This is a genomic window from Idiomarina seosinensis (assembly GCF_044797955.1).
In the GTDB taxonomy this organism is placed as follows: Bacteria; Pseudomonadota; Gammaproteobacteria; order Enterobacterales; family Alteromonadaceae; genus Idiomarina; species Idiomarina seosinensis_A.
The window spans coordinates 2,350,954-2,373,393 of record NZ_CP085211.1 but is presented as its reverse complement, the minus strand read 5'-3'; the positions used below and the strand labels follow the sequence as shown (position 1 = coordinate 2,373,393).

Annotated in this window: 23 protein-coding genes and 3 pseudogenes; 11 read left to right on the top strand and 15 right to left on the bottom strand. The window is 47.5% G+C overall.

What is annotated here, in order from left to right; genetic code table 11:
• Nucleotides 1-8 precede the first annotated feature (8 nt).
• The 8 genes from LG288_RS11235 to LG288_RS11200 all read right to left on the bottom strand — a co-directional run bounded on the left by LG288_RS11235 (nucleotide 9) and on the right by LG288_RS11200 (nucleotide 5,854).
• Nucleotides 9-791, bottom strand: coding sequence for a ferredoxin--NADP reductase (locus tag LG288_RS11235; protein WP_404400583.1), 783 nt, complete (start codon nucleotides 789-791; stop codon nucleotides 9-11).
• A 36-nt stretch (nucleotides 792-827) separates the two neighbouring features.
• A complete protein-coding gene (locus LG288_RS11230; RefSeq protein WP_404400581.1) occupies nucleotides 828-1,958 on the bottom strand; it encodes a GNAT family N-acetyltransferase in 1,131 nt (376 codons plus the stop codon).
• Between the two features lie 10 nt (nucleotides 1,959-1,968).
• The gene (locus LG288_RS11225) at nucleotides 1,969-2,796 is read right to left on the bottom strand and encodes a putative RNA methyltransferase (protein WP_404400579.1); all 828 of its coding nucleotides are present in this window, start codon (nucleotides 2,794-2,796) and stop codon (nucleotides 1,969-1,971) included.
• Nucleotides 2,797-2,927: 131 nt separating this feature from the next.
• Nucleotides 2,928-3,137, bottom strand: coding sequence for a cold-shock protein (locus LG288_RS11220; protein WP_105307555.1), 210 nt, complete (start codon nucleotides 3,135-3,137; stop codon nucleotides 2,928-2,930).
• Between the two features lie 252 nt (nucleotides 3,138-3,389).
• Nucleotides 3,390-4,046 carry an epoxyqueuosine reductase QueH gene (locus LG288_RS11215; protein ID WP_404400576.1) on the bottom strand — a complete coding sequence of 219 codons (657 nt, stop codon included), beginning with the start codon at nucleotides 4,044-4,046 and terminating at the stop codon, nucleotides 3,390-3,392.
• A gap of 79 nt (nucleotides 4,047-4,125) precedes the next feature.
• A complete protein-coding gene (locus tag LG288_RS11210) occupies nucleotides 4,126-4,614 on the bottom strand; it encodes a nucleoside deaminase (protein ID WP_404400574.1) in 489 nt (162 codons plus the stop codon).
• A 10-nt stretch (nucleotides 4,615-4,624) separates the two neighbouring features.
• Nucleotides 4,625-5,332 carry a ZIP family metal transporter gene (locus tag LG288_RS11205; protein ID WP_404400572.1) on the bottom strand — a complete coding sequence of 236 codons (708 nt, stop codon included), beginning with the start codon at nucleotides 5,330-5,332 and terminating at the stop codon, nucleotides 4,625-4,627.
• 168 nt (nucleotides 5,333-5,500) lie between these two features.
• A complete protein-coding gene (locus LG288_RS11200; protein ID WP_404400570.1) occupies nucleotides 5,501-5,854 on the bottom strand; it encodes a hypothetical protein in 354 nt (117 codons plus the stop codon).
• Nucleotides 5,855-5,975: 121 nt separating this feature from the next.
• Between LG288_RS11200 and LG288_RS11195 the strand changes: the two genes are divergently transcribed.
• Both LG288_RS11195 and LG288_RS11190 read left to right on the top strand, forming a co-directional pair.
• Nucleotides 5,976-6,641 (top strand): very short patch repair endonuclease, encoded by a 666-nt coding sequence (locus tag LG288_RS11195; RefSeq protein WP_404400568.1) that lies wholly within the window; start codon nucleotides 5,976-5,978, stop codon nucleotides 6,639-6,641.
• A gap of 73 nt (nucleotides 6,642-6,714) precedes the next feature.
• Entirely contained in the window at nucleotides 6,715-8,259 is a 1,545-nt protein-coding gene (locus LG288_RS11190; RefSeq protein WP_404400566.1) for a DNA cytosine methyltransferase, read from the top strand.
• 142 nt (nucleotides 8,260-8,401) lie between these two features.
• On the opposite strand, the gene istB (LG288_RS11185) is transcribed toward LG288_RS11190, so the two are convergent.
• Nucleotides 8,402-9,187, bottom strand: coding sequence for an IS21-like element helper ATPase IstB (gene istB / locus LG288_RS11185; protein ID WP_404400564.1), 786 nt, complete (start codon nucleotides 9,185-9,187; stop codon nucleotides 8,402-8,404).
• Nucleotides 9,184-10,203: an IS21 family transposase gene (istA, locus tag LG288_RS11180; RefSeq protein ID WP_404400562.1), complete on the bottom strand. Its 1,020-nt coding sequence runs from the start codon at nucleotides 10,201-10,203 to the stop codon at nucleotides 9,184-9,186. The genes istB (LG288_RS11185) and istA (LG288_RS11180) overlap by 4 nt, the downstream gene beginning before the upstream one ends.
• Before the next feature lie 83 nt (nucleotides 10,204-10,286).
• Between istA (LG288_RS11180) and tnpA the strand changes: the two genes are divergently transcribed.
• From tnpA to LG288_RS11160, 4 genes and pseudogenes are all read left to right on the top strand, one after another.
• Entirely contained in the window at nucleotides 10,287-10,595 is a 309-nt protein-coding gene (gene tnpA / locus LG288_RS11175) for an IS66 family insertion sequence element accessory protein TnpA (protein WP_404400560.1), read from the top strand.
• A complete protein-coding gene (tnpB, locus tag LG288_RS11170; protein ID WP_404400558.1) occupies nucleotides 10,592-10,948 on the top strand; it encodes an IS66 family insertion sequence element accessory protein TnpB in 357 nt (118 codons plus the stop codon). Before tnpA ends, tnpB begins: the two co-directional genes overlap by 4 nt.
• Before the next feature lie 113 nt (nucleotides 10,949-11,061).
• Entirely contained in the window at nucleotides 11,062-12,360 is a 1,299-nt protein-coding gene (tnpC, locus tag LG288_RS11165; protein ID WP_404400556.1) for an IS66 family transposase, read from the top strand.
• Between the two features lie 37 nt (nucleotides 12,361-12,397).
• Nucleotides 12,398-13,215 (top strand): annotated as a pseudogene (locus LG288_RS11160) (IS3 family transposase); the annotation flags it as partial.
• A gap of 218 nt (nucleotides 13,216-13,433) precedes the next feature.
• On the opposite strand, the pseudogene LG288_RS11155 reads toward LG288_RS11160, so the two are convergent.
• The 3 genes and pseudogenes from LG288_RS11155 to istA (LG288_RS11145) form a co-directional block, all read right to left on the bottom strand.
• Nucleotides 13,434-13,985, bottom strand: a pseudogene (locus tag LG288_RS11155) (transposase); the annotation flags it as partial.
• A gap of 58 nt (nucleotides 13,986-14,043) precedes the next feature.
• Entirely contained in the window at nucleotides 14,044-14,787 is a 744-nt protein-coding gene (istB, locus tag LG288_RS11150) for an IS21-like element helper ATPase IstB (protein WP_404400554.1), read from the bottom strand.
• Complete coding sequence (gene istA / locus LG288_RS11145) at nucleotides 14,784-16,283, bottom strand: IS21 family transposase (protein WP_404400552.1); 1,500 nt, start codon at nucleotides 16,281-16,283, stop codon at nucleotides 14,784-14,786. Before istA (LG288_RS11145) ends, istB (LG288_RS11150) begins: the two co-directional genes overlap by 4 nt.
• An 865-nt stretch (nucleotides 16,284-17,148) precedes the next feature.
• Here istA (LG288_RS11145) and LG288_RS11140 point away from each other — a divergent pair.
• The 5 genes and pseudogenes from LG288_RS11140 (at nucleotide 17,149) to LG288_RS11120 (ending at nucleotide 21,054) form a co-directional block, all read left to right on the top strand.
• Entirely contained in the window at nucleotides 17,149-17,262 is a 114-nt protein-coding gene (locus LG288_RS11140) for an Arm DNA-binding domain-containing protein (RefSeq protein WP_404400550.1), read from the top strand.
• 229 nt (nucleotides 17,263-17,491) lie between these two features.
• Nucleotides 17,492-18,511 carry an IS21 family transposase gene (gene istA / locus LG288_RS11135; RefSeq protein WP_404400548.1) on the top strand — a complete coding sequence of 340 codons (1,020 nt, stop codon included), beginning with the start codon at nucleotides 17,492-17,494 and terminating at the stop codon, nucleotides 18,509-18,511.
• Nucleotides 18,508-19,293 (top strand): IS21-like element helper ATPase IstB, encoded by a 786-nt coding sequence (gene istB / locus LG288_RS11130; protein ID WP_404400546.1) that lies wholly within the window; start codon nucleotides 18,508-18,510, stop codon nucleotides 19,291-19,293. The genes istA (LG288_RS11135) and istB (LG288_RS11130) overlap by 4 nt, the downstream gene beginning before the upstream one ends.
• 76 nt (nucleotides 19,294-19,369) lie before the next feature.
• Nucleotides 19,370-19,576: pseudogene (locus LG288_RS11125) on the top strand (integrase); the annotation flags it as partial.
• A gap of 398 nt (nucleotides 19,577-19,974) precedes the next feature.
• A complete protein-coding gene (locus LG288_RS11120) occupies nucleotides 19,975-21,054 on the top strand; it encodes a helix-turn-helix domain-containing protein (RefSeq protein ID WP_404400545.1) in 1,080 nt (359 codons plus the stop codon).
• 93 nt (nucleotides 21,055-21,147) lie between these two features.
• Here LG288_RS11120 and LG288_RS11115 read toward each other — a convergent pair whose 3' ends face one another.
• Nucleotides 21,148-21,411 carry a hypothetical protein gene (locus LG288_RS11115; RefSeq protein WP_404400543.1) on the bottom strand — a complete coding sequence of 88 codons (264 nt, stop codon included), beginning with the start codon at nucleotides 21,409-21,411 and terminating at the stop codon, nucleotides 21,148-21,150.
• A gap of 378 nt (nucleotides 21,412-21,789) precedes the next feature.
• Nucleotides 21,790-22,437 (bottom strand): hypothetical protein, encoded by a 648-nt coding sequence (locus LG288_RS11110; protein WP_404400541.1) that lies wholly within the window; start codon nucleotides 22,435-22,437, stop codon nucleotides 21,790-21,792.
• Between the last annotated feature and the right edge of the window lie 3 nt (nucleotides 22,438-22,440).

Below are 22,440 nucleotides of genomic sequence, written 5' to 3'. Positions count from 1 at the left end.
GCTTTCCGCTATTTTTCGATAAAAGCCTGTTCAATAACATAGTCACCCTGGCGGCGCGATGTGGCTTTTTTAAAGCCTCGCTCATTTAAAATATCCATAAGATCTTCCAGCATGTCATTGTTGCCGCACAGCATAAAACGATCATGCTCTGGGTCAATCGCGGGCAGTCCAATTTGCTCGGTAAGCGTATTGGTTGTCAGTAAATGAGTAACCCGCTGCTGATGCGCCGGGTTGCGAAATGCTTCGCGGGTGACCGTCGGGTAATAAATCAGCTTTTCCTGCACCCAGTCACCAAAAAATTCATTGTTCGGCAGTTCATTGCAAATGACCTCTTCGTAAGCCAGTTCAGACTTATAGCGCACGCCATGTACCAGAATGACCTTCTCAAATTTTTCGTAAATATCGGGATCTTTAATGATGCTCATAAACGGCGCCAAGCCGGTGCCGGTGGACAACAAATACAGGTGCTTACCAGGCAACAGGTGGCCCGGCACCAAAGTGCCGCTGGGCCGGGTTGACAATAGCACTTCGTCACCAACCTGAATATGCTGCAAGCGCGACGTCAGCGCCCCATCAGGAACCTTAATACTGAAAAACTCCAGCTCATCTTCATAATTAGCACTGGCTATGCTGTATGCACGCAACAAAGGCTTACCATCAACTTCCAGCCCAATCATAACAAACTGGCCATTTTCAAAAGTAAACGTCGGCCTTCTGGTGGTTTTAAAACTAAACAGGGTTTCATTCCAGTGCCGTACTTCCGTAACTTTTTCCGAGATAATACTTCGCATAACATTGTCTCTTAATCATAACCTTTGAGCGCTTATTTAATCGCTCGGTTTGTAGGGTGAATGTTCGTTTAATACGGCCAGATGCTCGGCCAGGGCATTGCTTTCACGCTGACAAAAGTCTTCAACCGCCTCATTCAGCGGCGTTGCCGCAAATCGGTAAAAGCCTTGTCTTAATACTGGCTCAAACCCACGGCGAAGTTTGTGCTCTCCCTGAGCTCCGGCATCAAAATACTGCAGGCCCTGCTTAATGCAGTACTCGATGCCCTGATAATAACAGGCTTCAAAATGCAAAAAGTCAAACTCTGAAAGACAGCCCCAGTAGCGCCCATAAAGTGTCGTTCTATCCCGAAAGCACAGCGAGGCAGCGACCAGATCACCGTTATAATACGCAGCAAACACAACGATAGATTGCGCTAAGTAATCACCCCACCGCTTTAATGTTTCTGCAGTTAGATAGCCGCTATGCCCGGAGCGCTTTATGTAGGTACGCTGATAAAAAACCGCAAACCGTTGCCAAAACGCGGTATTTAACTGGTCGCCTTCTAAAACCTCTAATCTAATACCCTGCTCGCTGACTTTTTGGCGCTCTTTGCGCAATGATTTGCGTTTACGGGAAACCAGTTTTTGTAAAAAATCATCGAAATTCCGGTAGCCTTTATTGTACCAAAGAAACTGTATGTCGTAACGGCGCCACCAATTTTCCGCCTTAAGTGCCTCACCCAGAGCCGGCTGAACATATAAGCATTGCAGATTGCTGACCGGCTCTGCCGCCATTAAAGCGGCTTCGATAACCGGCATCACTGTGGCTGCGGAGGCAGTTTTGGCCAGACCAAGTCGCGGCCCCTGACAGGGTGTAAAGGGTATCGCGTTAACTAATTTGGGGTAATAGGGATAACCATAACGCTGAAAAGCTTCAGCAAAAGCCCAGTCAAATAAATACTCCCCATAAGAATGCTGCTTTTTAAACCAGGGCATCGCCGCTATTGCAGTCTGCTGCTCATAAACAACCACATATCGGGGCACCCAGCCGCGCTGAGGACCCAGGCTCTGTCCTTGTTCTAATGCCAGGAAAAACTCGTGACGGGTAAAAGGGTAGTCATCAGCAAACAAGTTATTCCACTGTTGCGGGTCAATGTCTGTTATTGACTGATAAATAACCGCGTCCATTCAGCACTCCCTACCGGGTAAACACACGGATCCAGGCATCGGCCGTCAACTCAAGCGCAGTTCGTTGCATAACTTGCTCCCGTCCCTTAGCCTGGCTACGATACAAATGTGGCGTCATGGTCAGCAAATCGCTGATATCCTGAGCTGAGGACAACGAAACGGGAAAACTGACTCGCTGCTCACTATAAAGCTGAAACTCCGTGTCGTTAATAGGCAACACTTCTGTTTTTTGCTTCTGATCAGCGTAAATTAATGCTTTTAATTCCTGCAGGTGAGTTGTTCCCGGGTCCACCATAATTAATCGGCCACCCGGCTTTAGCACCCGCTTAAACTCATCAACCACGGGAAACCCGAATACGCAGATAAGGGTATCAAGGCTCTGATCGGCCAGTGGAATACTGCCATTTGAAGCGACTATCCAGTCTGGCCGACGATCTTGTTTTGCCGCCACCTGCACTGCCCACTTAGAAATATCCAACGCGGCAACCGAAAGACTAACCGCTTTGCTTTCAGCGGCATTGATCAGCTTTGCCAGGTAATAGCCCTCTCCGCAGCCTGCATCCAGCAACGACTGATCACCGGTCGCAAGAACGGTTTCGGTTAAGGCATCAGCAAGGGGTTGATAATAGCCCTGTTCGAGGAACCGGCGGCGCGCCTGCACCATCAATTTACTGTCGCCGGGATCTTTGGACCGTTTGTTTTGCACCGGTAACAGGTTCACGTAACCCTGCCTGGCAATGTCAAAGCTATGGCCCTGTTGGCAGCGCCAGCTGCGCTCGGTGAGTTCGAGCAGTCCACCGTCTAAAGGGCAAATCAGTTGCTGCAGCGATCGAATCACTTTCAGTATCCCTAACCAGTAAAATTACCCAGTTTATTCTACGCGCTTTAAACAGGAACTTCAGGCACAAAAAAAGCAGCCTAAGGCTGCTTTTTATAATTTTTGCTTAATTAAAAGCTATTCATAGCACATTACAGCGCTTGAATGTTCTCAGCTTGAGGACCTTTAGGACCCTGGGTTACTGAGAAAGAAACGCGTTGGCCTTCGGTCAGCGTTTTAAAACCATCGCTAACGATAGCGCTAAAGTGAGCAAATACGTCTGCGCCACCTTGCTGCTCGATAAAACCAAAACCTTTTGCTTCGTTAAACCACTTGACAACGCCATTTACTGAATTAGACATAATAATATCCTGAAATTTTAAATAATTAATAGTACCGAAATGAGACATTCTCAGTGACGGTGATCGTGCGGGGTAAAAAATGAAACTTAAAACTACAGGACGAAGATATGTTGCCTTGAAGACTTAAATGCTACGTAGAGAGTGTTTAACTAACTGTTTCTTATCCAACGCCGACTAGTGTACGCCCTTTAAACTTAAAGTCAAACGGTATCGCTACTTTATTTCAGTACAGTAGTCCGGCGTTCCTTTCTTTTAGTCATCAGTATAGTACTCAACCCCAATTTGAATGCGGTCACGGCCTTTTTGCAAGCGCCAGCGGTTAGTATCACGCAGTGAATAAACGCAGCCACAGTATTCTTGCTGGTAGAAACGTTCACGCTTGGCAATTTCCACCATCCGCGCAGAGCCGCCTTTTTTACGCCAGTTGAACGTCCAATAATGCAGGCCGGGATAAGGCGCCACAGCGCGCTGGCCACAATCATTAATTTGTTCCATGTTTTTCCAGCGCGAAATACCCAGGCAACTGGTGATCGTATCAAAGCCATTCTCATGGGCATACAAGGCGGTTCGCTCAAACCGCATGTCAAAACATTCGGTGCAGCGTTGCCCGCGCTCTGGTTCCCATTCCAGACCTTTTACCCGTTCGAACCAGTTTTTGGTGTCGTAATCACAGTCAATAAAATCAACGCCGAGCTTTTCTGCAAAACGGATGTTTTCTTCTTTACGCAGAAGATACTCTTTTTCCGGGTGGATATTAGGGTTGTAAAAGAAAATAGTGAACTTTATGCCCGCTTCAGCCATGCGCTCCATCACCTCGCCTGAGCAAGGGGCACAGCACGAGTGTAACAGCACATGATCCGAGCCCGTAGGGGTTTCTAATACAATGGATTCTTGCTTCTTTCTGGCCATAACAGTCTCGTTTCTTAACTAAAATATGGCCCTATTATAACTGATCCGGAGGCAAGTGAAATCCGGTTACTGACAGAAATTAACCAGCCTGCTTCTGCTTACTGGCAATATAGCGCTTATGCAGCTGATACATCGCCGGCAGCAGCGCTTCGGCCGGTCCTTCAACTCTGAGCTGCGGTACAATTTCATTGATCGGTAGTTGCTTAACCCTGGAGCCTGTAACGCCAAATTCCTCGTACCAGCTCACTAAATGCTGGGTCGAATGAATGTAAACAACCTTACCTAATTCAGCCCACCCGTGCGCCGCTGAGCACATAGGGCAGTGTTCGCCGGAGGTATACATGACGCTGTTTTTGCGTTCGGCCTGAGACAGATTTTGTGCCGCCCAACGGGCCAGCTCGATTTCCGGATGGTAAGTTTTGTTGACCGTATTAACCCGATTACGATCTTCACGTAGCAATTGCCCGTATTGGTCAACCAACACAGAGCCAAAAGGTGCATCGCCTGCCTCTAAAGCTTCCGTAGCCAACTCGACGCAGCGCAGTAAATAGTCATTCGCTGTCACCATAACATTCCTTTTAAGTCAGCAATTGTTTGCCGACTATACCCAGAATAAAGCCCAGTACCGCGCCTAACGAAGGCGACCAGTGACGCCGCATTTTCGCTTGCGGCGCAATATCTTGAAACACCAGGTAAAGAATACCGCCGCCGGCAAAGCTCATCAGTAAGGCCGTTGCCTGCGGAAAATCACCAAGCCACCAATAACCCATAAGCGCAGCCAAAGGGCCAAAAAACGATACGCCCAACAAGCCCAGTAACGCCGTTTTCGCGGGCAGCTCCGCAGACTTCAGCTCGCGATAAGAACTGAACCCTTCGGGCAAGTTTTGTGCAGCAATAAATATAGCCAGCAAAATCGCTGCATTTGGACTGGCAACAAACAGTGCCCCCAATGATATGGCTTCCGGTACAAAGTCCATCAGCATTGCCATCAGCTGCGCAAAGTTACTACTGTGCTTTTGCAGCCAGGCGTCGGCTGCGGCGCATACCACGCCACCTAAAGCAAAGGCCAGAGCAACCTGCCAAAGCTCGAGTGTCTTTAAGCCTTCAGGGACCAAGGCAAAAGCCACTGCGGCCATTAAAATGCCCCCGCCAAAGGCACTCACCGCATGAATAAAGCGGCGCTTGCCCTTTGTGTTGGCACTGCCCTCAAGATGCGCGAATGCGCCTCCTAAAAAGGCCATCAGACCCGATCCCCAGGCAATTAATAACATTGCATAAACATTCATTCACAATACCCAATCAATCGCCAATCCTTCAAAAGGACTGAAAAGGCGGTTATAAAGCTTAACCGCATTAAAGGTTGTGGTTTTCCCGAACGGCGTTGCTGCATATCATTAACGTATTATTGGTTTATTAATACTTTACAGCAAAACCTTAAGGTACATCGATACAATTTATCTCTCGGTTTGTTTCTTCAGGTCACTATTTTGCGCTTCAATTTCACTGATGTATTTCGACTGATGCTCGCGTGCTAAGCGTAAGGCGTTATTCGAAGCTCTTAGCGCATCCTCGTAGTTGTCATTCATAGAATAAACCGTTGCCAGGCTGTCCCACAGAATTTCTGACTGACCGAATACCTCAACCCCTTTTTCAAGAATTGACTGCCCCCAGTCCACTTTGTCTTCATAAGCGGAGTCGCCAGATAGCTGGTGTACAGCCCCGACAGCCATCATTTCCGGCACGATAGAAAAGGTACTTAAAAAATTAACGTTACCCGCTATATGCTCAAACTGCGTTGAACCGTCCATAACCAGCAGCACTGGATACCGGAAGCTGTCTGAATGATAATAGCTTTCTGGCAATGCAACTCGAGCTGTGACTGTCTCGCTGATGTATTTTGATTCTAGCCTGAGGATTTCGGCGGCGTGAGTGTTGAATACAGCAAAAAGAACGAATAAAAAGGCAAGCGAACGGTTTAATTTTTCAAAGGAAAGATTCATTAGATCAGTGGGTTACTGGGTAGTGAAGGCATATATTAGAACTATTTTGGAGTGGGGGCAATTGGCAGACGTTCATAATAAAGATCAGCGACGCAAGAATATGCGTGCTATCAAATCAGCTGATACTTCTATTGAGGTGCGAGTTCGCAAGATGCTCTGGCATGCTGGCTACCGCTATCGTCTGAACGTAAAAAGCCTGACCGGAACGCCAGATATATACCTGCCCAAGTATCGCGCAGCAATTCAAATCAATGGCTGCCTTTGGCATGGGCACAATTGCCCTCAGTTTGTACTGCCAAAAACCAGGACTGAGTTCTGGAAAGAAAAAATTTCAAGCAATGTGCAAAGAGATCTACGAAGCATTAGTGAGTTGAAAAAGCAGAACATAAGAGCTCTGCTAATTTGGGAGTGCGCGATTCGTGGGAATGGACGATTAGAGCCTGATTATCTGCTAAAACTAATCAGTCGATGGTTACCCACTGACGATAGTTTAAGTGTAATCGATAAGCAGGGCATACGTTCAGCATCTCTGGAAGATTTGAACGCTCAGTTTAACGAAGCACTGAATTTCCAACTTAAAACTAATCCTGCTTAGTTCGTAACATTTATTTTATATAGTGCTTGCGCCCTGGTATGATTGGCCTATTAATTATAAAGAGCCCTAGCTGATGCAACAGACGGAAACGTTGATCATAGATTTATTCGCAGGTCCGGGTGGCCTCGGCGAAGGATTCGCTTCATTTAGAGACGAAAATGGCAATTATCCCTTCAAAATTGGGATTTCTGTTGAAAAAGAAGCGTCAGCTCATAAAACTCTGACAACACGTGCATTCTTCCGAAAGATACAGCACCTGCCTAACGGTCTGGAAAGTTACTTTAAGTACCTAAAAAAAGAGCTCACAAGAGAAGAACTCTTTTCTGCGTTCGATGAAGAAGCGAAACATGCCCAGAAAGAAACACTGACAAAACCTTGCGCATTAGGTGAGGATAACGACCACATCCATACCGAAATAGAAAAACTAGTTTCCGTGCACCAAGGCCCAACTGTTGTAATTGGGGGGCCGCCATGCCAAGCATACTCACTTGCTGGGCGCTCAAGAAATGCGGGAATAAGTGGCTACACTCCTGAAGGAGATGACCGGAACTTTTTATATGAAGAGTACTTAAAAGTCCTTTCCATAGCGAAACCAGACGTTTTCATAATGGAAAACGTGCGGGGTATACTGTCAGCAAAGGTGAACGGCAGTACTATTTTTCCAAAGATATTAGAGGACTTACAGAGCCCAGGAAAAGTAACAGGCCTAACAGACGTACCCGGCTACAAAGTTTATTCTTTAGTTGTACCTTCAAAAGATGATTCTGCGCCTTCTTATAAGAAGAATTCAGATTTCTTAATTAAGTCGGAACAGCATGGTATTCCGCAGGCAAGACATCGGGTCATTTTACTTGGGATAAGAGAGAATATTACTCAGGTTCCTCAAATTTTACCGAGGTTTGAAGACACGGTTTCCGTTATGGACGCAATTAGCGATCTACCCAAACTTCGAAGCGGCTTCTCAAAAAGAGCTGACAACAGAAGCGACTGGGAAAGAGTAATATCGGATAATGCTAAAACAGTTAATAAATTACTGTCTTCTAAGTTTGAATCATCAAAGGTTAACGATTTAGATCTTCAACCATTTCAAGGTTTAAGCCGTAAAGAGATATATAAGGAGCAGCGTAATACGCCAAAGCTTCCACCGGCACTATTGGAATGGATTACCAGCAACTCCCCGCCTATAGTCATTAACCATGAAACACGCGGGCACATGGAAAGTGACTTACTGCGTTATTCATACAGTGCTGCGTATACAGAGTTAAGTGGTGGATTTTGCCCTAGAGCTCGGGATTTTCCGAGTGAACTAGCGCCCACGCATCAGAACTGGCTTAGTGGTTCCCACGCCGACCGTTTCAGAACGCAGGCCTCGAGCCGCTATTCAACGACAGTTACTAGCCACATATCCAAAGACGGTCATTATTTTATACATTATGACCCTAAACAATGCCGAAGCTTGACCGTGCGGGAAGCCGCTCGACTGCAAACATTCCCCGATAATTATTTTTTTGAGGGGAATAGAACACAGCAATATGTACAAGTAGGAAATGCTGTACCACCTTTTCTTGCCAGTCAGATTGCGGGTGTTGTATTCGCACTTTTGGATCTAGAGTATTAAGCTCTAAGAGAGCTTAGCTCAAAGACTCTATAAAACTCTGGGGTTCTACCCGCCTGACGCTGGTGAGACCGAGTCTAGTGTCAACGGTAATCTAATTTTGACCCACCTAGCGGTAAAGTAAAATTGACCCACCCTTAGCGGTTTACTCGTTATTCTGCTGATTCGTTACCGGTACTATTCCGGCCGCTTTCTTCCCTCTTAAGCGATAGCTGTTCCCGGCAATCTGCACGATGTGTGCATGATGCAGTAACAGGTCAAGCAGTGCCGCTGTCAGCGTCTGGTCGTCAGCGAAGGCAGTTGACCATTGTGAGAACGGTAAGTTACTGGTGACAATGACGCTGCCGTGCTCGTAGCGTTTGGCAATGACGTTAAAGAACAGATTCGCTTCTTCTCGGCCGAAGGGTAAATAACCGATTTCATCGATGACCAGTAGCTTGGGTGCCACAACACTGCGTTTGATGTAGCTTTCGAGCCTGTCCTGCTTTTTTGCAGTAGCGAGCTGCAACATCAAGTCGGCAGCGGTAATAAAGCGCACCTTAATGCTTTTCTGAATGGCCTGATAGGCGTAACTCAATGCCAGGTGACTTTTCCCCACACCGCTTGGCCCGAGTAAAACGATGTTCTCTGCCCGCTCGATAAAGGCCAGACTGGTCAGTTCCTGTAGCTGCTTTTTTGGGGCCCCGGTGGCGAACTTAAAGTCGTAATCCGAGAACGATTTTATGGCCGGTAATCCGGCGAACTTGAGCAGAGTTTCCCGTGTGCGTTGCTGTCTGGCTTCCAGCTCAACATTCAGTAACTGTTCAAGGAAGTCAGCCAGTGAAGCCTCTTTACTCGCTGCGGTGTCAGCTATCGCTGACCACTCACTTGCCAGAGTGTTTAACTTCAGTGTGTCACACGCGCTTTGTATTCGGTCCATTTGCAGGTTCATGGGCGAGCTCCCAGTAACTGGTCATAAACGCTTAGCGGATGCTGGAAGCTCTCAACCGGTATCGCGGTTCGTGACGGTATTGGCCGGGTTTTATCGGACAGCGGCCTTGCCGGTAACGGCGCTAACGCCAGTTGTTCTTTAACCAACAGTACCGCTGGCTTTTGCTTTGTCGTTCCGTGTATTCTCTGATGTGCAATATCTTCGAGCCAGGGACCGATCTGAGCGTTGGCCGTTTCAACATCCAATGCCAGCCCAGCTTGCTTCAACGTCGCTGCCAGTGGTGTGATGAAGCTGTTTTTCAGGTAACCGTTAAACCGCTCGACCTTACCTTTGGTTTTCGCCCGGTAAGGGCGGCAGGCTCTTAACCTAAAACCATAATCGGACGCCAGTTCCAGCAGATGCTTATTCCAGCGGTGACGCCCCTCACCATACGCATCGCGCTCAATCATCAGGCACTTGGCATTATCAAACAGCACTTCCTTCGGCACTCCACCAAAATAGTGAAGCGCTTCGCGGATACCGGTTATCCAGTCTTCCTGCTTTTCGTGGGTGCTGAAACGAACGTACGAGCCGCGACTAAAACCCAGGGTTGCAACGAACGCCTTGAGCTTAAAGCGACCACGCTTAATGGTCGTAAAGTCGACCTGCATCTGCTGGCCCGGCGCGGTTTCAAAACGAACGACGTCCTCTTCGGTTTGAGGCTTAAACTGGCGAATGTAGATTTTTACAATCCCTTCCTTGCCGTCGTAGCCCTGTGTTTCAATTTCACGGAATAAAACAGCGCCCGGTATCCAGTATGGCTTCGCGGCTTCAATACGCTCCCGCAGATAAGGCTTAAAAGGATCGAGCTTTGACGGCCGCTCAGGCCTTGGTCCGTAATTCGGTGTACGGGCGATGTCGCGCAAATAACTGCGAACGGTGTTTCGTGCTATGCCCAGTTGGCGGCTGATAGCCCGGATACTGTGACCTTGTTGGTGTAACACATGAATATCCACTAGTGACTCCTGATTTAACATTGGTAAGCGTCACATAAACCACGCCTAGAAGCCAGTCAGCAGATAGCCTAATTTATCACCACGTTTAACCAACGAGGTGGTTTATGAGTCGAGCATACCGGTCCAAAGCGCAGTGGCAGGCACTTATTGAAGAGTACAAGCAAAGCGGCCTGAGTCAAAAAGATTTCTGCGAACGGCGTAACATCAGTCCCGCATACTTCAGCCAGCGCCGCATGGCACTGCAGCGTGAAGTTATCCAGTCTAACAACGGATTTGCTCAGGCCGTGCCTGCAGAGTCTGAGACCACTGTTAATACCGCAATGCAGGTTCGCGTCGGTGACGCGCAGTTAGTGTTGCCGATGTCAGTATCGCCACGTTGGGTGGCAGAGCTGGTCAAAGCCCTCAGCGTATGAAGATGTTTGTCGAGCCGCCGGCGATTTATTTGTATAAACAGCCGGTCGATTTTCGCAAAAGCATCAACGGTCTCAGTGCCATTGTTGAAGCCGAGATGGACCACTCGCCGTTCAGCGGCGCCGTGTTTGTGTTCTGCAATCGTCAGCGCGATAAAGTCCGGGCGCTTTACTGGGACAAAACCGGCTTTTGTCTTTGGTATAAGCGTCTGGAAAAGAACAAATTTAAATGGCCGAGAAAACTCTCCGGCGATGTACTCAACCTAAGCGAACAACAATGGCAGTGGCTGCTCGAGGGCCTGGATATCACCCTGATGAAAGGCCATAAGCCGCTGCATTTTAGTACCACAACCTGATCGAAAACGGTTTATAAGGATCCTGCATAAAAACCGTTTTACGATCGCTAATCGGTCTAAGTAAAGTCAATAAAATAGCGGCTTGCAGCGTTTTCATGGGGTATAATAGGCTCATGAAAACAAGCGATGCAAACACACTACCGGATGATGTCGAAAGCCTGCAAAAAATGGTTCTCGAGTTGCAATCTGAACGCGAAAAACTCCAGGCAGAAATGGCTCTGGAAGAGCAACGTTGGCAACAGAAAATCCATTATATGATGGAGCAATGGCAACTGTCGTTGCAAAAACGCTTCGGTGCCAGCAGCGAAGGGCTGCCCGGTCAGGGCGAGTTGTTTAATGAGCTGGAAGAAGCTCTTGAACCGACGGCTGACGAAGTCGCCGAAGACCAAAGCCAGACCATTACTTACACCCGTCAGAAACCTCGTCGCCCGCGCATTGATGAGTCACTGCCGCGCGAAGAGGTGCTGCACGATATCCCGGACGAAGACAAAGTCTGTGACTGTTGTGGCCATGACTTGCACCGTATGGGCGAAGAAATCAGCGAAGAGCTGGAGTTTATCCCGGCGAGCATTAAAGCGCTGCGCCATATACGCCAGAAATACAGCTGCCGCGAATGCGAAAAGCACGGTACGGAAACAGACATCAAAATCGCGCCGGTCCAGCCGAGCATCATGCCCAAAAGCATCGCAACGCCGAGCTTGCTTGCGCAAATCATCAGCGCCAAATTCCAGTTCGGGTTGCCGCTGTATCGTCAGGAAGCAATGTTTAAACAATATGGCATCGAGCTGAGCCGTCAGACCATGAGTCGCTGGATGTTGACCGTCAGCGAGAAACTGCGGCCGCTTTATCAGCGCATGCACGACATTCTGCTAAAACAGCCGGCTTTATGGGCTGACGAGACGACCTTAAGCGTGCTCGATGTGGATAAATCCAAATGCTACATGTGGGTTTACGGCTGTGGCGCCGATAAACCGAGGCCGGATAAATCACCGAACATCGTGTTGTACGATTATCAGGACGGGCGCGGTGGCGCCCATTCCGCTGCGTTTTTAGCTGACTATTGCGGTCCACTGCAAGTGGACGGCTATCAGGGCTATGAGCAAACCGGTGCCCGGCTGGCCGGCTGCTGGGCGCATGCCCGTCGTAAGTTTATTGAGGCCAAAACCGTACAAGGCAAAGGCAAAAGCGGTAAAGCCGACCAGGCTCTGAGCTTTATCCAGAAGCTGTACGGTATCGAGCAGAAAATCAAAGACGACGGCCCGGCGCAAAAGCAGGAAAAACGTGACGCCTTAGCACAGCCTGTGATGGACAAGCTAAAAACCTGGCTGGATAAGTCGGCGCTGCAGGTCAACCCGCAATCACTGCTCGGCAAAGCCATTGTAATCCCCCCAGAAAATCGGAGCAGTTATTAGTAGAAAATTCCGCTAAACTAAAGCAAAGGAGTTTTCTATGCGCAAATCACGATACACAGACAGTCAGATACTGGCGATATTGAAGCAGAACGAGAACGGTGTAGCCGTTCCAGACCTTTGCCGTGAACACGGCATGAGCTCTGCTCAGTTTTATAAATGGCGCGCCAAGTTTGGCGGCATGGACGCATCCATGATGAAGCGTCTCAAAGAGCTTGAGGATGAAAATAAACGCCTCAAGAAAATGTACGCCGAAGAGCGCATTAAAGCTGAGATCCGCAAGGAAGCCCTTGAGGGAAAGCTGTAAAGCCATCTCAACGCAAAGAGATGGCACGTGCTGCCATTGAACGCCATGGTATCAGTATTCGCTTAGCCTGCATTTGCCTGGGAATTAGCGAAAGCTGCTATCATTATCAGTGCAAATTCAGCGATGAGAACGCTGTTATCGCTGACTGGTTGCTACGCCTGACAGAGGCTCAGAAGCGCTGGGGATTCGGCTTATGCTTTTATCACCTACGCAACGTAAAGCGTTTCCCGTGGAATCATAAACGGGTAAACCGCATTTATCGGGAGCTTGAACTTAACTTACGGATAAAACCGAAACGACGCATTAAACGGGATAAACCAGACGCATTGAGCGTACCAACGGCCAAAAATCAGGTCTGGTCGATGGATTTTATGTCAGATAGCTTAGCTGATGGTCGTTTGTTACGAACATTTAATGTGATCGACGATTACAATCGCGAAGGCTTAACCATTGAAGCGGATTTATCATTGCCAAGTGCACGCGTCATTCGAGCATTAGAGCAGGTTATCGAATGGCGCGGCAAACCTGCAGCACTTCGGTGTGACAACGGACTACCGCACGAGTCAACCATTTTTTGAACAAAAGAATCCTGCCGCTGTTAAGCGGTTAATCTTTTTTGAAGTTAAGCTCAATACCCTAACAAACAATTTTGCTAACCATGATGTACAAGGGTCCAACTGGCCCGAACGGACTTAACACAGCATTATAAGGAGTCATGGGCGTCGAGCATTATCTACTAGGTCGCAATGCGCCTTAACGGCCCGTTGATTTACGTCCCATGACTAACTTCAAAATATCCGCGGTAATCAACATTCTTTTTGACTACCGCGTGCGCGACTCGCGCTAATTTGGTCGCAACGGCTGTGTACGCTTTTCGCTTGTTATCGCTATCAGAGCCATTCAAGCGGATATAGCGCTCATATTTATGCCGAAAGCTGTTTTCGCGTTGCCGAATGGCATTGGTTGCTGCCAGCCAATACGCATAGCGCAATCGTGCATTACCTCGTTTTGAGAGCTTAAAGTTGCTTTGCCGCTGACCGCTTTGTACGGAAGAGAGGCTAAACCCGCAGTACGCAAGATATTGTCGGTAGTGCTTGAATCGGTTTAAGTCCCCGCTTTCTGCGATAATCATTAATGCGATGATGGGACCAACGCCCGGCAGTGTTCGTAATCGCTGATAATCAGCTCTCTCGGCTAGAAAAAGTTCAGACTTTTTTTCTAGATCAACGCGTTGCTGAGACAGCTCAATATAGCGGCGCAGTTGCAGTTTAAAAGTCTCTACAGAGTGACTGGCAACGGATACCGGTAAAGCAATTGACTCCTGTCAATGGCCATTAATTTTGATCCACTTTTGGCCAATAAAATTGACCCACCTGCGATCAGGTTTTGCTGACTTTTTCCTTCAGTCGATAGCTTTCTCCTCCAAGCATAAATATGTGTGAGTGATGGATGATCCGGTCGATGATCGGTACTGCAACATTGTCATCATGGAAGAACTCACCCCAACTGGTAAAATCTTTGTTCGTCGTCAAGATGATAGACCGATACTCGTACAAGCTATTGATTAGCTGGAACAAGTTGTAACGCGACTGCCTCGACATAGGTAAGTAACCCAGCTCATCAATGATAATGAGGTCATATTTGCTTAGCTGTGTGAGCCGCTTTTTCAGTTCGCCTTTCATTTCGGCAAGTTCAAGCTCTTCTACCAGCGTTAATGCGTTTCTGAACAGAACTTTGTATCCGGCCTGGATTGCCTCATGACCGATCCCAATGGCCAGGTGGGTCTTTCCCACACCCGGAGGGCCAATAAAAATGACGTTGTTGCGTTCATCGATAAAGCTAAAGTCAAGTAACCCATTGATTTGACGCTTGGTTACTGTGGTCTGGTGCCGATAATCAAATAAGTCGAGACGCTTTTCTTTTGGGAACTGCGCTTGTTTGTAATGGCGTTTTATTCGGTTTACGTTGCGCTGAGTGATTTCATGCGATACTAACGACTCGGCGAAGCTTAAATAGGACTCTTCATTGGCTTCAGCCGTGGCCACCAGAGTGGCCAACTGGCCTGCTGCTGCACCCAGCCGTAGGCTACGAAGCTGCTTAGCGATATTGTCTAACTGGTTCACGATAGGCTCCGCTGCGCGTTAACATGACTGATGCCTCGGTACATACTTAAGTCGATGCTCACCGGACTATCCGCCTCATCATCAGCCATACGCCCGCGCTGCTCGGCGCTGAGCCATGCATCGATATGGTCACGCATCTTGCTGGCGGTTAAGTCTTCACGCTCGAGCAAGTGAGCTGTAAGTGCCTCGGGCAATTCTCCGTAGTGCTTTAATACATCCAGAGCACCGCGTAATTGGTCTTTATAAAACCGAGGCATGGTTACTTTGAACTGTGCCGCAATTGCACAGCCAACATCGATACCGAGACGTTCATTGAGACATGCTTCAAGCGCTTCTGCCGCCTGAGTTTTATCGCGGTAATGGTCACGGTTTTTGATAATAAGACCTTTATCAAGGCTGACAGTATGCTGGCCAATAAGCTCACTGGTGGCAGGATCGAGCAAGAGCAGTTGGCCATTGGCCTCACTGACACCAACCCGGCTTTGTTGCCATTCCATAGGCACCGAGTACTTGTTCGAGACCCAGGATATCAACCCCGTTTTGTCGACTTTTCGTGTTTGCATGGGCGTGTTGTCTAAACTGCCCATCGCTGCGTTATAGTGGTTCATGAATGACCGCTCCGAGCGGTCATAATAGCTCTGCGGCCGCTCTTTGGTGGTGCCATGCACTCGGATGTTGGCTACTTCATTCAGCCAATCAAGGGTATAAGCCCGAAGCTCTGCTTCACTGCGGAACGACTCACCATACAGGCAGTCTTGTTTGACGTATTTAACTGCTGCTTCAACCTTACCTTTGCTCTCCGGATCAAAGCCCTCACAAGCATGAATATGGAATGATGCCGCCGTGGCATAATGCGCGAAGCGTTGATTGAGTTTGAGCTCGCGATATTCTTCGCTCAGTACCACCAACTTAGTTTGGTCGTAAACGCACTCTTCGGTGACACCGCCGAAGTAGCGAAACGCTTCGTCATGCATCTCAATAAAGCGCTGCGTATTCAGGGGCTGCAAGGAAAGGCCTACATACATAAGGCGGCTGTATGAGAGCACAAATGCAACAAAGTAAACCGTGTGTGGCTTACCATTTATGAGTACGCCACGAAGCTCGCCGGGATCGACCTGGCACTGCACACCGGGAACAGTTTCGATGATCGGTTCATAATAACGATACTGACCGACAGCAACCTCTGCTTTTAGATTTTGTACGTAACGGCGCATGCTGCGCTCAGAGATCGGTAATTTACCAACCTTTCTGGTTAAGCGGCGCATAAGCTTTACTGCGGACAACTTGGGGTAATCTTTAAGCTGGTTAATCAGGTAATCACGATAGGCATCAAGCCACTTTTCACGCGAGGTATCTTCCATCATGACGCTGATGCCTTGAACGTCCATCGTTAAATATTTTTTCACGGTGTTGCGCGAAATACCCAACTCACGGCTAATTGCACGAATTGATAGCCCCCGGCCTTTGTCGTGCATCGCTTTTATTTTGTGTATCACTGTCCACTCCTTCAACGTGCCGTCCCCGCTTTGCTAGTTGAGCTGAGAACGGTACAGAAAAATATGGCCGAAGCCACGAAAAGTGGATCAAAATTAATGGCCGAAAGTGGGTCAGTTTAGTTGGCCATTAACAAAAGCTCTGGACTGCAAGAAGACGTTTAGAACTAAGATCTAAAGCGGCGAAAACAGCTCACGCGGTTTGTACGCGTTGGCTGTAGCAATCCCTGTCACAGACCTTCACAGCAGTGGTTGGGAAGAGTGGAGTCAATTGAAATGAATTTCTACAATTGGGATCGCCGCATTTGTCGTATGTCTTTCGGCGGGTAAGGGTCATTTCTAGGTTTTATGGTATCTTTACTGCGTATCTTTCGTAAGCGTCGCATAAACCACACAACCGGCCAAGATAATTGTCGCTGAGATGATTTCGGTGCCACCCGATCACGCGTTTCGGTTTAATCCGATCACCGATTTCGGTCTATCCGAACAGGCTGTGGTGGATCATTATTGATTTTGACAAGGGCTGGCAAAACGAGGCAATGCCCGTAGGCCAAATTGACTCGATAGTAAGGAAGTGGCGTTATCAAAGTAAATGAGCGCCAGTTGTTGTCCGAGCCGAGTGGAGATTGTGCAAAGTATCCGATTTGAAAACCGAATCTGATAAACAAAGCTTGGGTTTTACTTGCATGGTGAGTCTTTTGGTTAGTTTTACTCAACAAGCACGCCGATAAATTTTTAAGTATTTGATTTAATAATTAATTAGAAATAAATCAACAAGCAGATCCAAAACATCGAATAATTTTCTCTACGCTGTCTGATATTTTCCTGATGCTTCCAAAGCCCTTTTAAATAAAGGGCTTACTTTGTAGTGCCTAAAAGCGGTCATTCTTGCTGGTCGTATCGTTACCCTGTCCAGGGCAAACGTCGTGAAATGACCTTGGGTAAGTACCCATTTATGGGGTTGGCCGATGCTCGCGAATGATGCTGGAGGTGCGGAGAGATCACGCGGCCGTGCATTATCGCTTGATGAAGTTAAAAGTGCGACTGCGATTTTCCGAAAGCATATGGACCTCTTCTGTATGGATAACTACCTTTCTGTTTGCTTATTGTCACCGGCAATGTAAAAGTGACCCACTAACGACAATTTAAAATTGACCCACCTGAGGCACAATGACCGCCTAGTCTAAAAAAAGAACGGCGGTTGAGATGCAATGTTAAATCAGGAGTCACTAGTGGATATTCATGTGTTACACCAACAAGGTCACAGTATCCGGGCTATCAGCCGCAAACTCGGCATAGCACGAAACACCGTTCGCAGTTATTTGCGTGATATTGCCCGTACACCCAAGTACGGGCCAAGGCCTGAGCGACCATCAAAATTGGACCCTTTTAAACCCTATCTTCGGGAGCGAATTGAAGCAGCAAAGCCTTATTGGATACCGGCCGCTGTCTTGTTCCGTGAAATCGAAACACAGGGCTACGACGGCAAGGAAGGGATTGTAAAAATCTATATCCGTCAGTTTAAGCCTCAGACCGAAGAGGAGGTTATCCGATTTGAAACCGCTCCGGGAAAGCAAATGCAGGTGGATTTTACCACCATTAAGCGTGGGCGCTTTAAGCTCAAGGCGTTCGTCGCAACCCTGGGTTTTAGTCGTGGCTCGTACGTTCGTTTCAGCACCCACGAAAAGCAGGAAGACTGGATAACCGGCATCCGCGAAGCGCTACACTATTTCGGTGGTGTGCCGAAGGAAGTGCTGTTTGATAATGCCAAGTGCCTGATGATTGAGCGCGACGCGTATGGTGAAGGTCGTCACCGTTGGAATAAGCACCTGCTTGAACTGGCGTCCGATTATGGTTTTAGGCTAAGAGCCTGCCGCCCTTACCGGGAGAAAACCAAAGGTAAGGTCGAACGGTTTAACGGTTACCTGAAAAACAGTTTCATTACTCCACTGGCAGCGACGTTGAAGCAAGCTGGGCTGGCATTGGATGTTGAAACGGCCAACGCTCAGATCGGTCCCTGGCTCGAAGATATTGCACATCAGAGAATACACGGAACGACAAAGCAAAAGCCAGCGGTACTGTTGGTTAAAGAACAACTGGCGTTAGCGCCGTTACCGGCAAGGCCGCTGTCCGATAAAACCCGGCCAATACCGTCACGAACCGCGATACCGGTTGAGAGCTTCCAGCATCCGCTAAGCGTTTATGACCAGTTACTGGGGGCTCGCCCATGAACCTGCAAATGGATCGAATACAAAGCGCCTGTGACACACTGAAGTTAAACACTCTGGCAAGTGAGTGGTCAGCGATAGCTGACACAGCAGCCGGTAAAGAGGCTTCACTGGCTGACTTCCTTGAACAGTTGCTGAATGTTGAGCTGGAAGCCAGACAGCAACGCACACGGGAAACCCTGCTCAAGTTCGCCGGATTACCGGCCATAAAATCGTTCTCGGATTACGACTTTAAGTTCGCCACCGGGGCCCCAAAAAAGCAGCTACAGGAACTGACCAGTCTGGCCTTTATCGAGCGGGCAGAGAACATCGTTTTACTCGGGCCAAGCGGTGTGGGGAAAAGCCACCTGGCATTGAGTTACGCCTATCAGGCCATTCAGAAAAGCATTAAGGTGCGCTTTATTACCGCTGCCGACTTGATGTTGCAGCTCGCTACTGCAAAAAAGCAGGACAGGCTCGAAAGCTACATCAAACGCAGTGTTGTGGCACCCAAGCTACTGGTCATCGATGAAATCGGTTATTTACCCTTCGGCCGAGAAGAAGCGAATCTGTTCTTTAATGTCATTGCCAAACGCTACGAGCACGGCAGCGTCATTGTCACCAGTAACTTACCGTTCTCACAATGGTCAACTGCCTTCGCTGACGACCAGACCCTGACAGCGGCACTGCTTGACCGGTTACTGCATCATGCGCACATCGTACAGATTGCCGGAAACAGTTATAGATTACGAGGGAAGAAAGCGGCCGGAATAGTACCGGTAACCAATCAGCAGAATAACGAGTAAACCGCTAAGGGTGGGTCAATTTTACTTTACCGCTAGGTGGGTCAAAATTAGATTACCGTTGACATATTCCTGGTTCTTTACTGTGCACGATCTTCGGCGAACCTTCCGAAGCCAGGTATCTGCTTTAGGCTTCAGTAGCGCAGTTGGCGAACGAGCTATAAACCATAGCCTGAAGGGCGTAGAAGGTATTTATGACCGGTATGACTACTATGAGGAGCGGCGGCAAGCGCATCAGAAGGTTGCTGATGTGATTGAGCCGCTGGTTTGGGTGGGGCTTAATTAAGAAGCTTGCTTTTAAACTAATTATGATTAAAATAGTTAACCTAATAGGTTAATAAAAAAATATGGACATACAATTCAAATCGAGAAAACTCGAGAAGCAGCTCAGCAAAGATAAAGAGATGCAGAAGGCCTACGGAAGCAATCGGAGCAAACATCTTCGACGGGTGATGGTGTCGCTATCGGCTGCGCCTAACTTAGGTATATTTGCTCCGCCATATAGCCCGCCTAATCGATGTCATGAGCTAACTGGCAATAGAAAAGGAACTATTTCGATAGATCTCGATGGTCCATATCGATTGTTATTTGAACCTATCAACGATCCACTACCAACTTTGCCTGATGGCGGACTAGATTGGGGTGGCGTTACAGCAATTAAAATACTGGGAGTGGAGGATACTCATGGTTAAAGTAAAAAATGAGTTTCACCCTGATTATGCGGTGCCTCCGGGCGAGATTCTGGGATATGAGTTAGATCTTCGTGCGATGAGCCAAAAAGAGCTCTCTGATCGGACAGGCATTACCTCTAAGCATTTAATTTCAATTATCAGAGGGGATTCAGCGATAACACCGCAAACAGCAATTAAGCTCGAGCGAGTGTTGGGTATGCCTGTTGATTATTGGTTGAACCTAGAATCTCAATATCGAGAAATATTAGCCCGAAAATCTGAGCAAAAACAGCTAGAACGCGACTTGGAATGGCTTAAGCGTGTTCCTGTGAATGAAATGGCAAAGCGTGGTTGGATAGAAAAGCCGAAGGATAAGATGGCGGTACTAGACCGCGTACTTAAGTTCTTCGGTATTGCTAGCGTGGCTCAATGGGATGATATCTGGCCAAATTTAGCGGTTGCATATCGACAGCATCAAAAGCATGAGGTGTTTCCTGAAGCCGTATCGGCTTGGTTACGGAAAGGCGAGCTAGAAAGCCATAAGATTCAATGTAATAAGTTTGATAAACCTGGTTTTAAGGCACTACTTTCCGACCTTCGGGAGTTAACAACTAAGACACCAGAAAACTTCGTTCCTGAATTACAACAAAGATGTGCAAATTTTGGTGTTGCTGTAGTTTTTGTGCCCGCATTACCGAAAACGAGCGTGAGTGGTGCTACACGTTGGCTAACAAAAGATAAAGCATTGATTCAGTTGAGCTTACGATATAAATCAAATGATCACCTTTGGTTCACGTTTTTTCATGAAGCCGGTCACATTTTACTTCATGGTAAAAAGGAAATGTTTCTGGAAGGAACCAACGGACTGGATTGCAAAAAAGAGGAAGAAGCGGATAAATTTGCCGAAGAAATGCTTATACCGCGAGCTGAGTTCAATGCCTTTGTGAAAACTCGTAACTTTTATGCCGATGATATACGTGGGTTTGCTGACGCTATCGGTATAGCGTCAGGAATCGTAGTTGGTCAATTACAGCATAAAAAGTTTTTGCCGCAGAACTTTTGTAACGAATTAAAACAACGCTATGAGTGGTAGGGTTAACATGTTTTTAGAGAACTATCTTTTGCCGTAAAAAAATCTCTGCAAAAAATGAGCTTCAGCCAAGCTATTTATGAGTATCTACCTTTCTTATCGATGGGAGTAATATTGAGTTTGATGATTGTTGGGTTTGTTGATAAAAGTTTGATTCAGGGTGTCAGCTTTGGGATAAAAATGCCGGGCTAATTCCGTATCATTCATCTGGCAGACCTGCTCCCAGTTGATATCGGTTTGCTCTGCCAATGTACTGATTTTCTGGATGGCGCCGATGCTTATCCTTAGGCTGTTTCGTACTTGCCGGATAGATAACCCGGCATGCAGACGCAACCGTAAAATTTCACGAAGTTTGCGCATTGATATTCTCTTTCTAGACATAACCGAGTCTGCTTCTTTGGAAGGAAGCTGACAGGTTACCAGTGGTTATTATCAACGCGGGAAAGTCATTCTGGAATTATGTGAACACCAATTCCGGAAATGACCTCAAAAGTGTTCACTTTAGGCTGGAATTGCTGTTCATTTAAAACCAGTATGGGTGTTCAGATTTGGGCAGAATACGCAATAGGAGACTTTAAACGACTTGCAGCATGATCTAGACACGAGTGCGTTAACGTCCAGAAACTTGCATAGAGATAGTTGTATGCAAGTTTTAATGACTAAAACTTCTATAAAATTCTAGCTGAAGTCTGGGAAGTCCACCTGGACAACTTGGTTGAAAAAAAGCTAGGCATCTGGCTATAAGCCATCTGAAACTGTAATCGTTAAAGGCTCAGCTTTGTACGAGCCGTAATTGTCGGCAACCAGATTATTAGGAATATCAAGCTCGCCGACCACCTGAAATTCCGCTTCACCGTTGGCATCGGTCTGCACAGAAGTCGGCACTGTGAAATAACCAAGGATGCCAGTTGCTGCAGTCTTTGGGTTACCCAGTGACAAAGCAAATTGATTGCTTGCAACACCAGCAAAACTGACAGAGCCAAATCCAGATTCACGAGCAATTGTCAACGAACCACTTTTCACTCGTGAACCGGTCACTAAACAAACTGCAAATTGCGGCGGATCATATTCGGGTTTATCGGATAGGGCGATCTGATCTTGCCCTTGATTAATGAATGAGATCCTTGCCTCTAGCTCGCCGGTATCACGATTGCTACCAGTGGCCATTTGTATCGTAGTCTTGTTGCTGCCAATGCCACGGTCGCCACGCGCAATTTGATATACACCAAAGTTCAAAGAACTGCAGTTCAATTGCATCACCGGCTCTAAACCTGCATAGACAGAAATGTCTGTGGTGGCTTCTTCCGCTAGTGCAGCATTAGATAACAGCGTCGCTGCAGCAAAGAATGCAAGCCAGTTTCGTGACCGTATTGTTGTTATTCTCATTTT

Bases quoted from the DNA above. Each gene is read 5' to 3' on its own strand.
- LG288_RS11235 (WP_404400583.1), bottom strand. From the start codon at position 791: ATGCGAAGTATTATCTCGGAAAAAGTTACGGAAGTACGGCACTGGAAT.
- LG288_RS11230 (WP_404400581.1), bottom strand. From the start codon at position 1,958: ATGGACGCGGTTATTTATCAGTCAATAACAGACATTGACCCGCAACAG.
- LG288_RS11220 (WP_105307555.1), bottom strand. From the start codon at position 3,137: ATGTCTAATTCAGTAAATGGCGTTGTCAAGTGGTTTAACGAAGCAAAA.
- LG288_RS11215 (WP_404400576.1), bottom strand. From the start codon at position 4,046: ATGGCCAGAAAGAAGCAAGAATCCATTGTATTAGAAACCCCTACGGGC.
- LG288_RS11210 (WP_404400574.1), bottom strand. From the start codon at position 4,614: ATGGTGACAGCGAATGACTATTTACTGCGCTGCGTCGAGTTGGCTACG.
- LG288_RS11205 (WP_404400572.1), bottom strand. From the start codon at position 5,332: ATGAATGTTTATGCAATGTTATTAATTGCCTGGGGATCGGGTCTGATG.
- LG288_RS11200 (WP_404400570.1), bottom strand. From the start codon at position 5,854: ATGGACGGTTCAACGCAGTTTGAGCATATAGCGGGTAACGTTAATTTT.
- LG288_RS11190 (WP_404400566.1), top strand. From the start codon at position 6,715: ATGCAACAGACGGAAACGTTGATCATAGATTTATTCGCAGGTCCGGGT.
- istB (WP_404400564.1), bottom strand. From the start codon at position 9,187: ATGAACCTGCAAATGGACCGAATACAAAGCGCGTGTGACACACTGAAG.
- istA (WP_404400562.1), bottom strand. From the start codon at position 10,203: ATGTTAAATCAGGAGTCACTAGTGGATATTCATGTGTTACACCAACAA.
- tnpA (WP_404400560.1), top strand. From the start codon at position 10,287: ATGAGTCGAGCATACCGGTCCAAAGCGCAGTGGCAGGCACTTATTGAA.
- tnpB (WP_404400558.1), top strand. From the start codon at position 10,592: ATGAAGATGTTTGTCGAGCCGCCGGCGATTTATTTGTATAAACAGCCG.
- tnpC (WP_404400556.1), top strand. From the start codon at position 11,062: ATGAAAACAAGCGATGCAAACACACTACCGGATGATGTCGAAAGCCTG.
- istA (WP_404400548.1), top strand. From the start codon at position 17,492: ATGTTAAATCAGGAGTCACTAGTGGATATTCATGTGTTACACCAACAA.
- istB (WP_404400546.1), top strand. From the start codon at position 18,508: ATGAACCTGCAAATGGATCGAATACAAAGCGCCTGTGACACACTGAAG.
- LG288_RS11120 (WP_404400545.1), top strand. From the start codon at position 19,975: ATGGTTAAAGTAAAAAATGAGTTTCACCCTGATTATGCGGTGCCTCCG.
- LG288_RS11115 (WP_404400543.1), bottom strand. From the start codon at position 21,411: ATGCGCAAACTTCGTGAAATTTTACGGTTGCGTCTGCATGCCGGGTTA.
- LG288_RS11110 (WP_404400541.1), bottom strand. From the start codon at position 22,437: ATGAGAATAACAACAATACGGTCACGAAACTGGCTTGCATTCTTTGCT.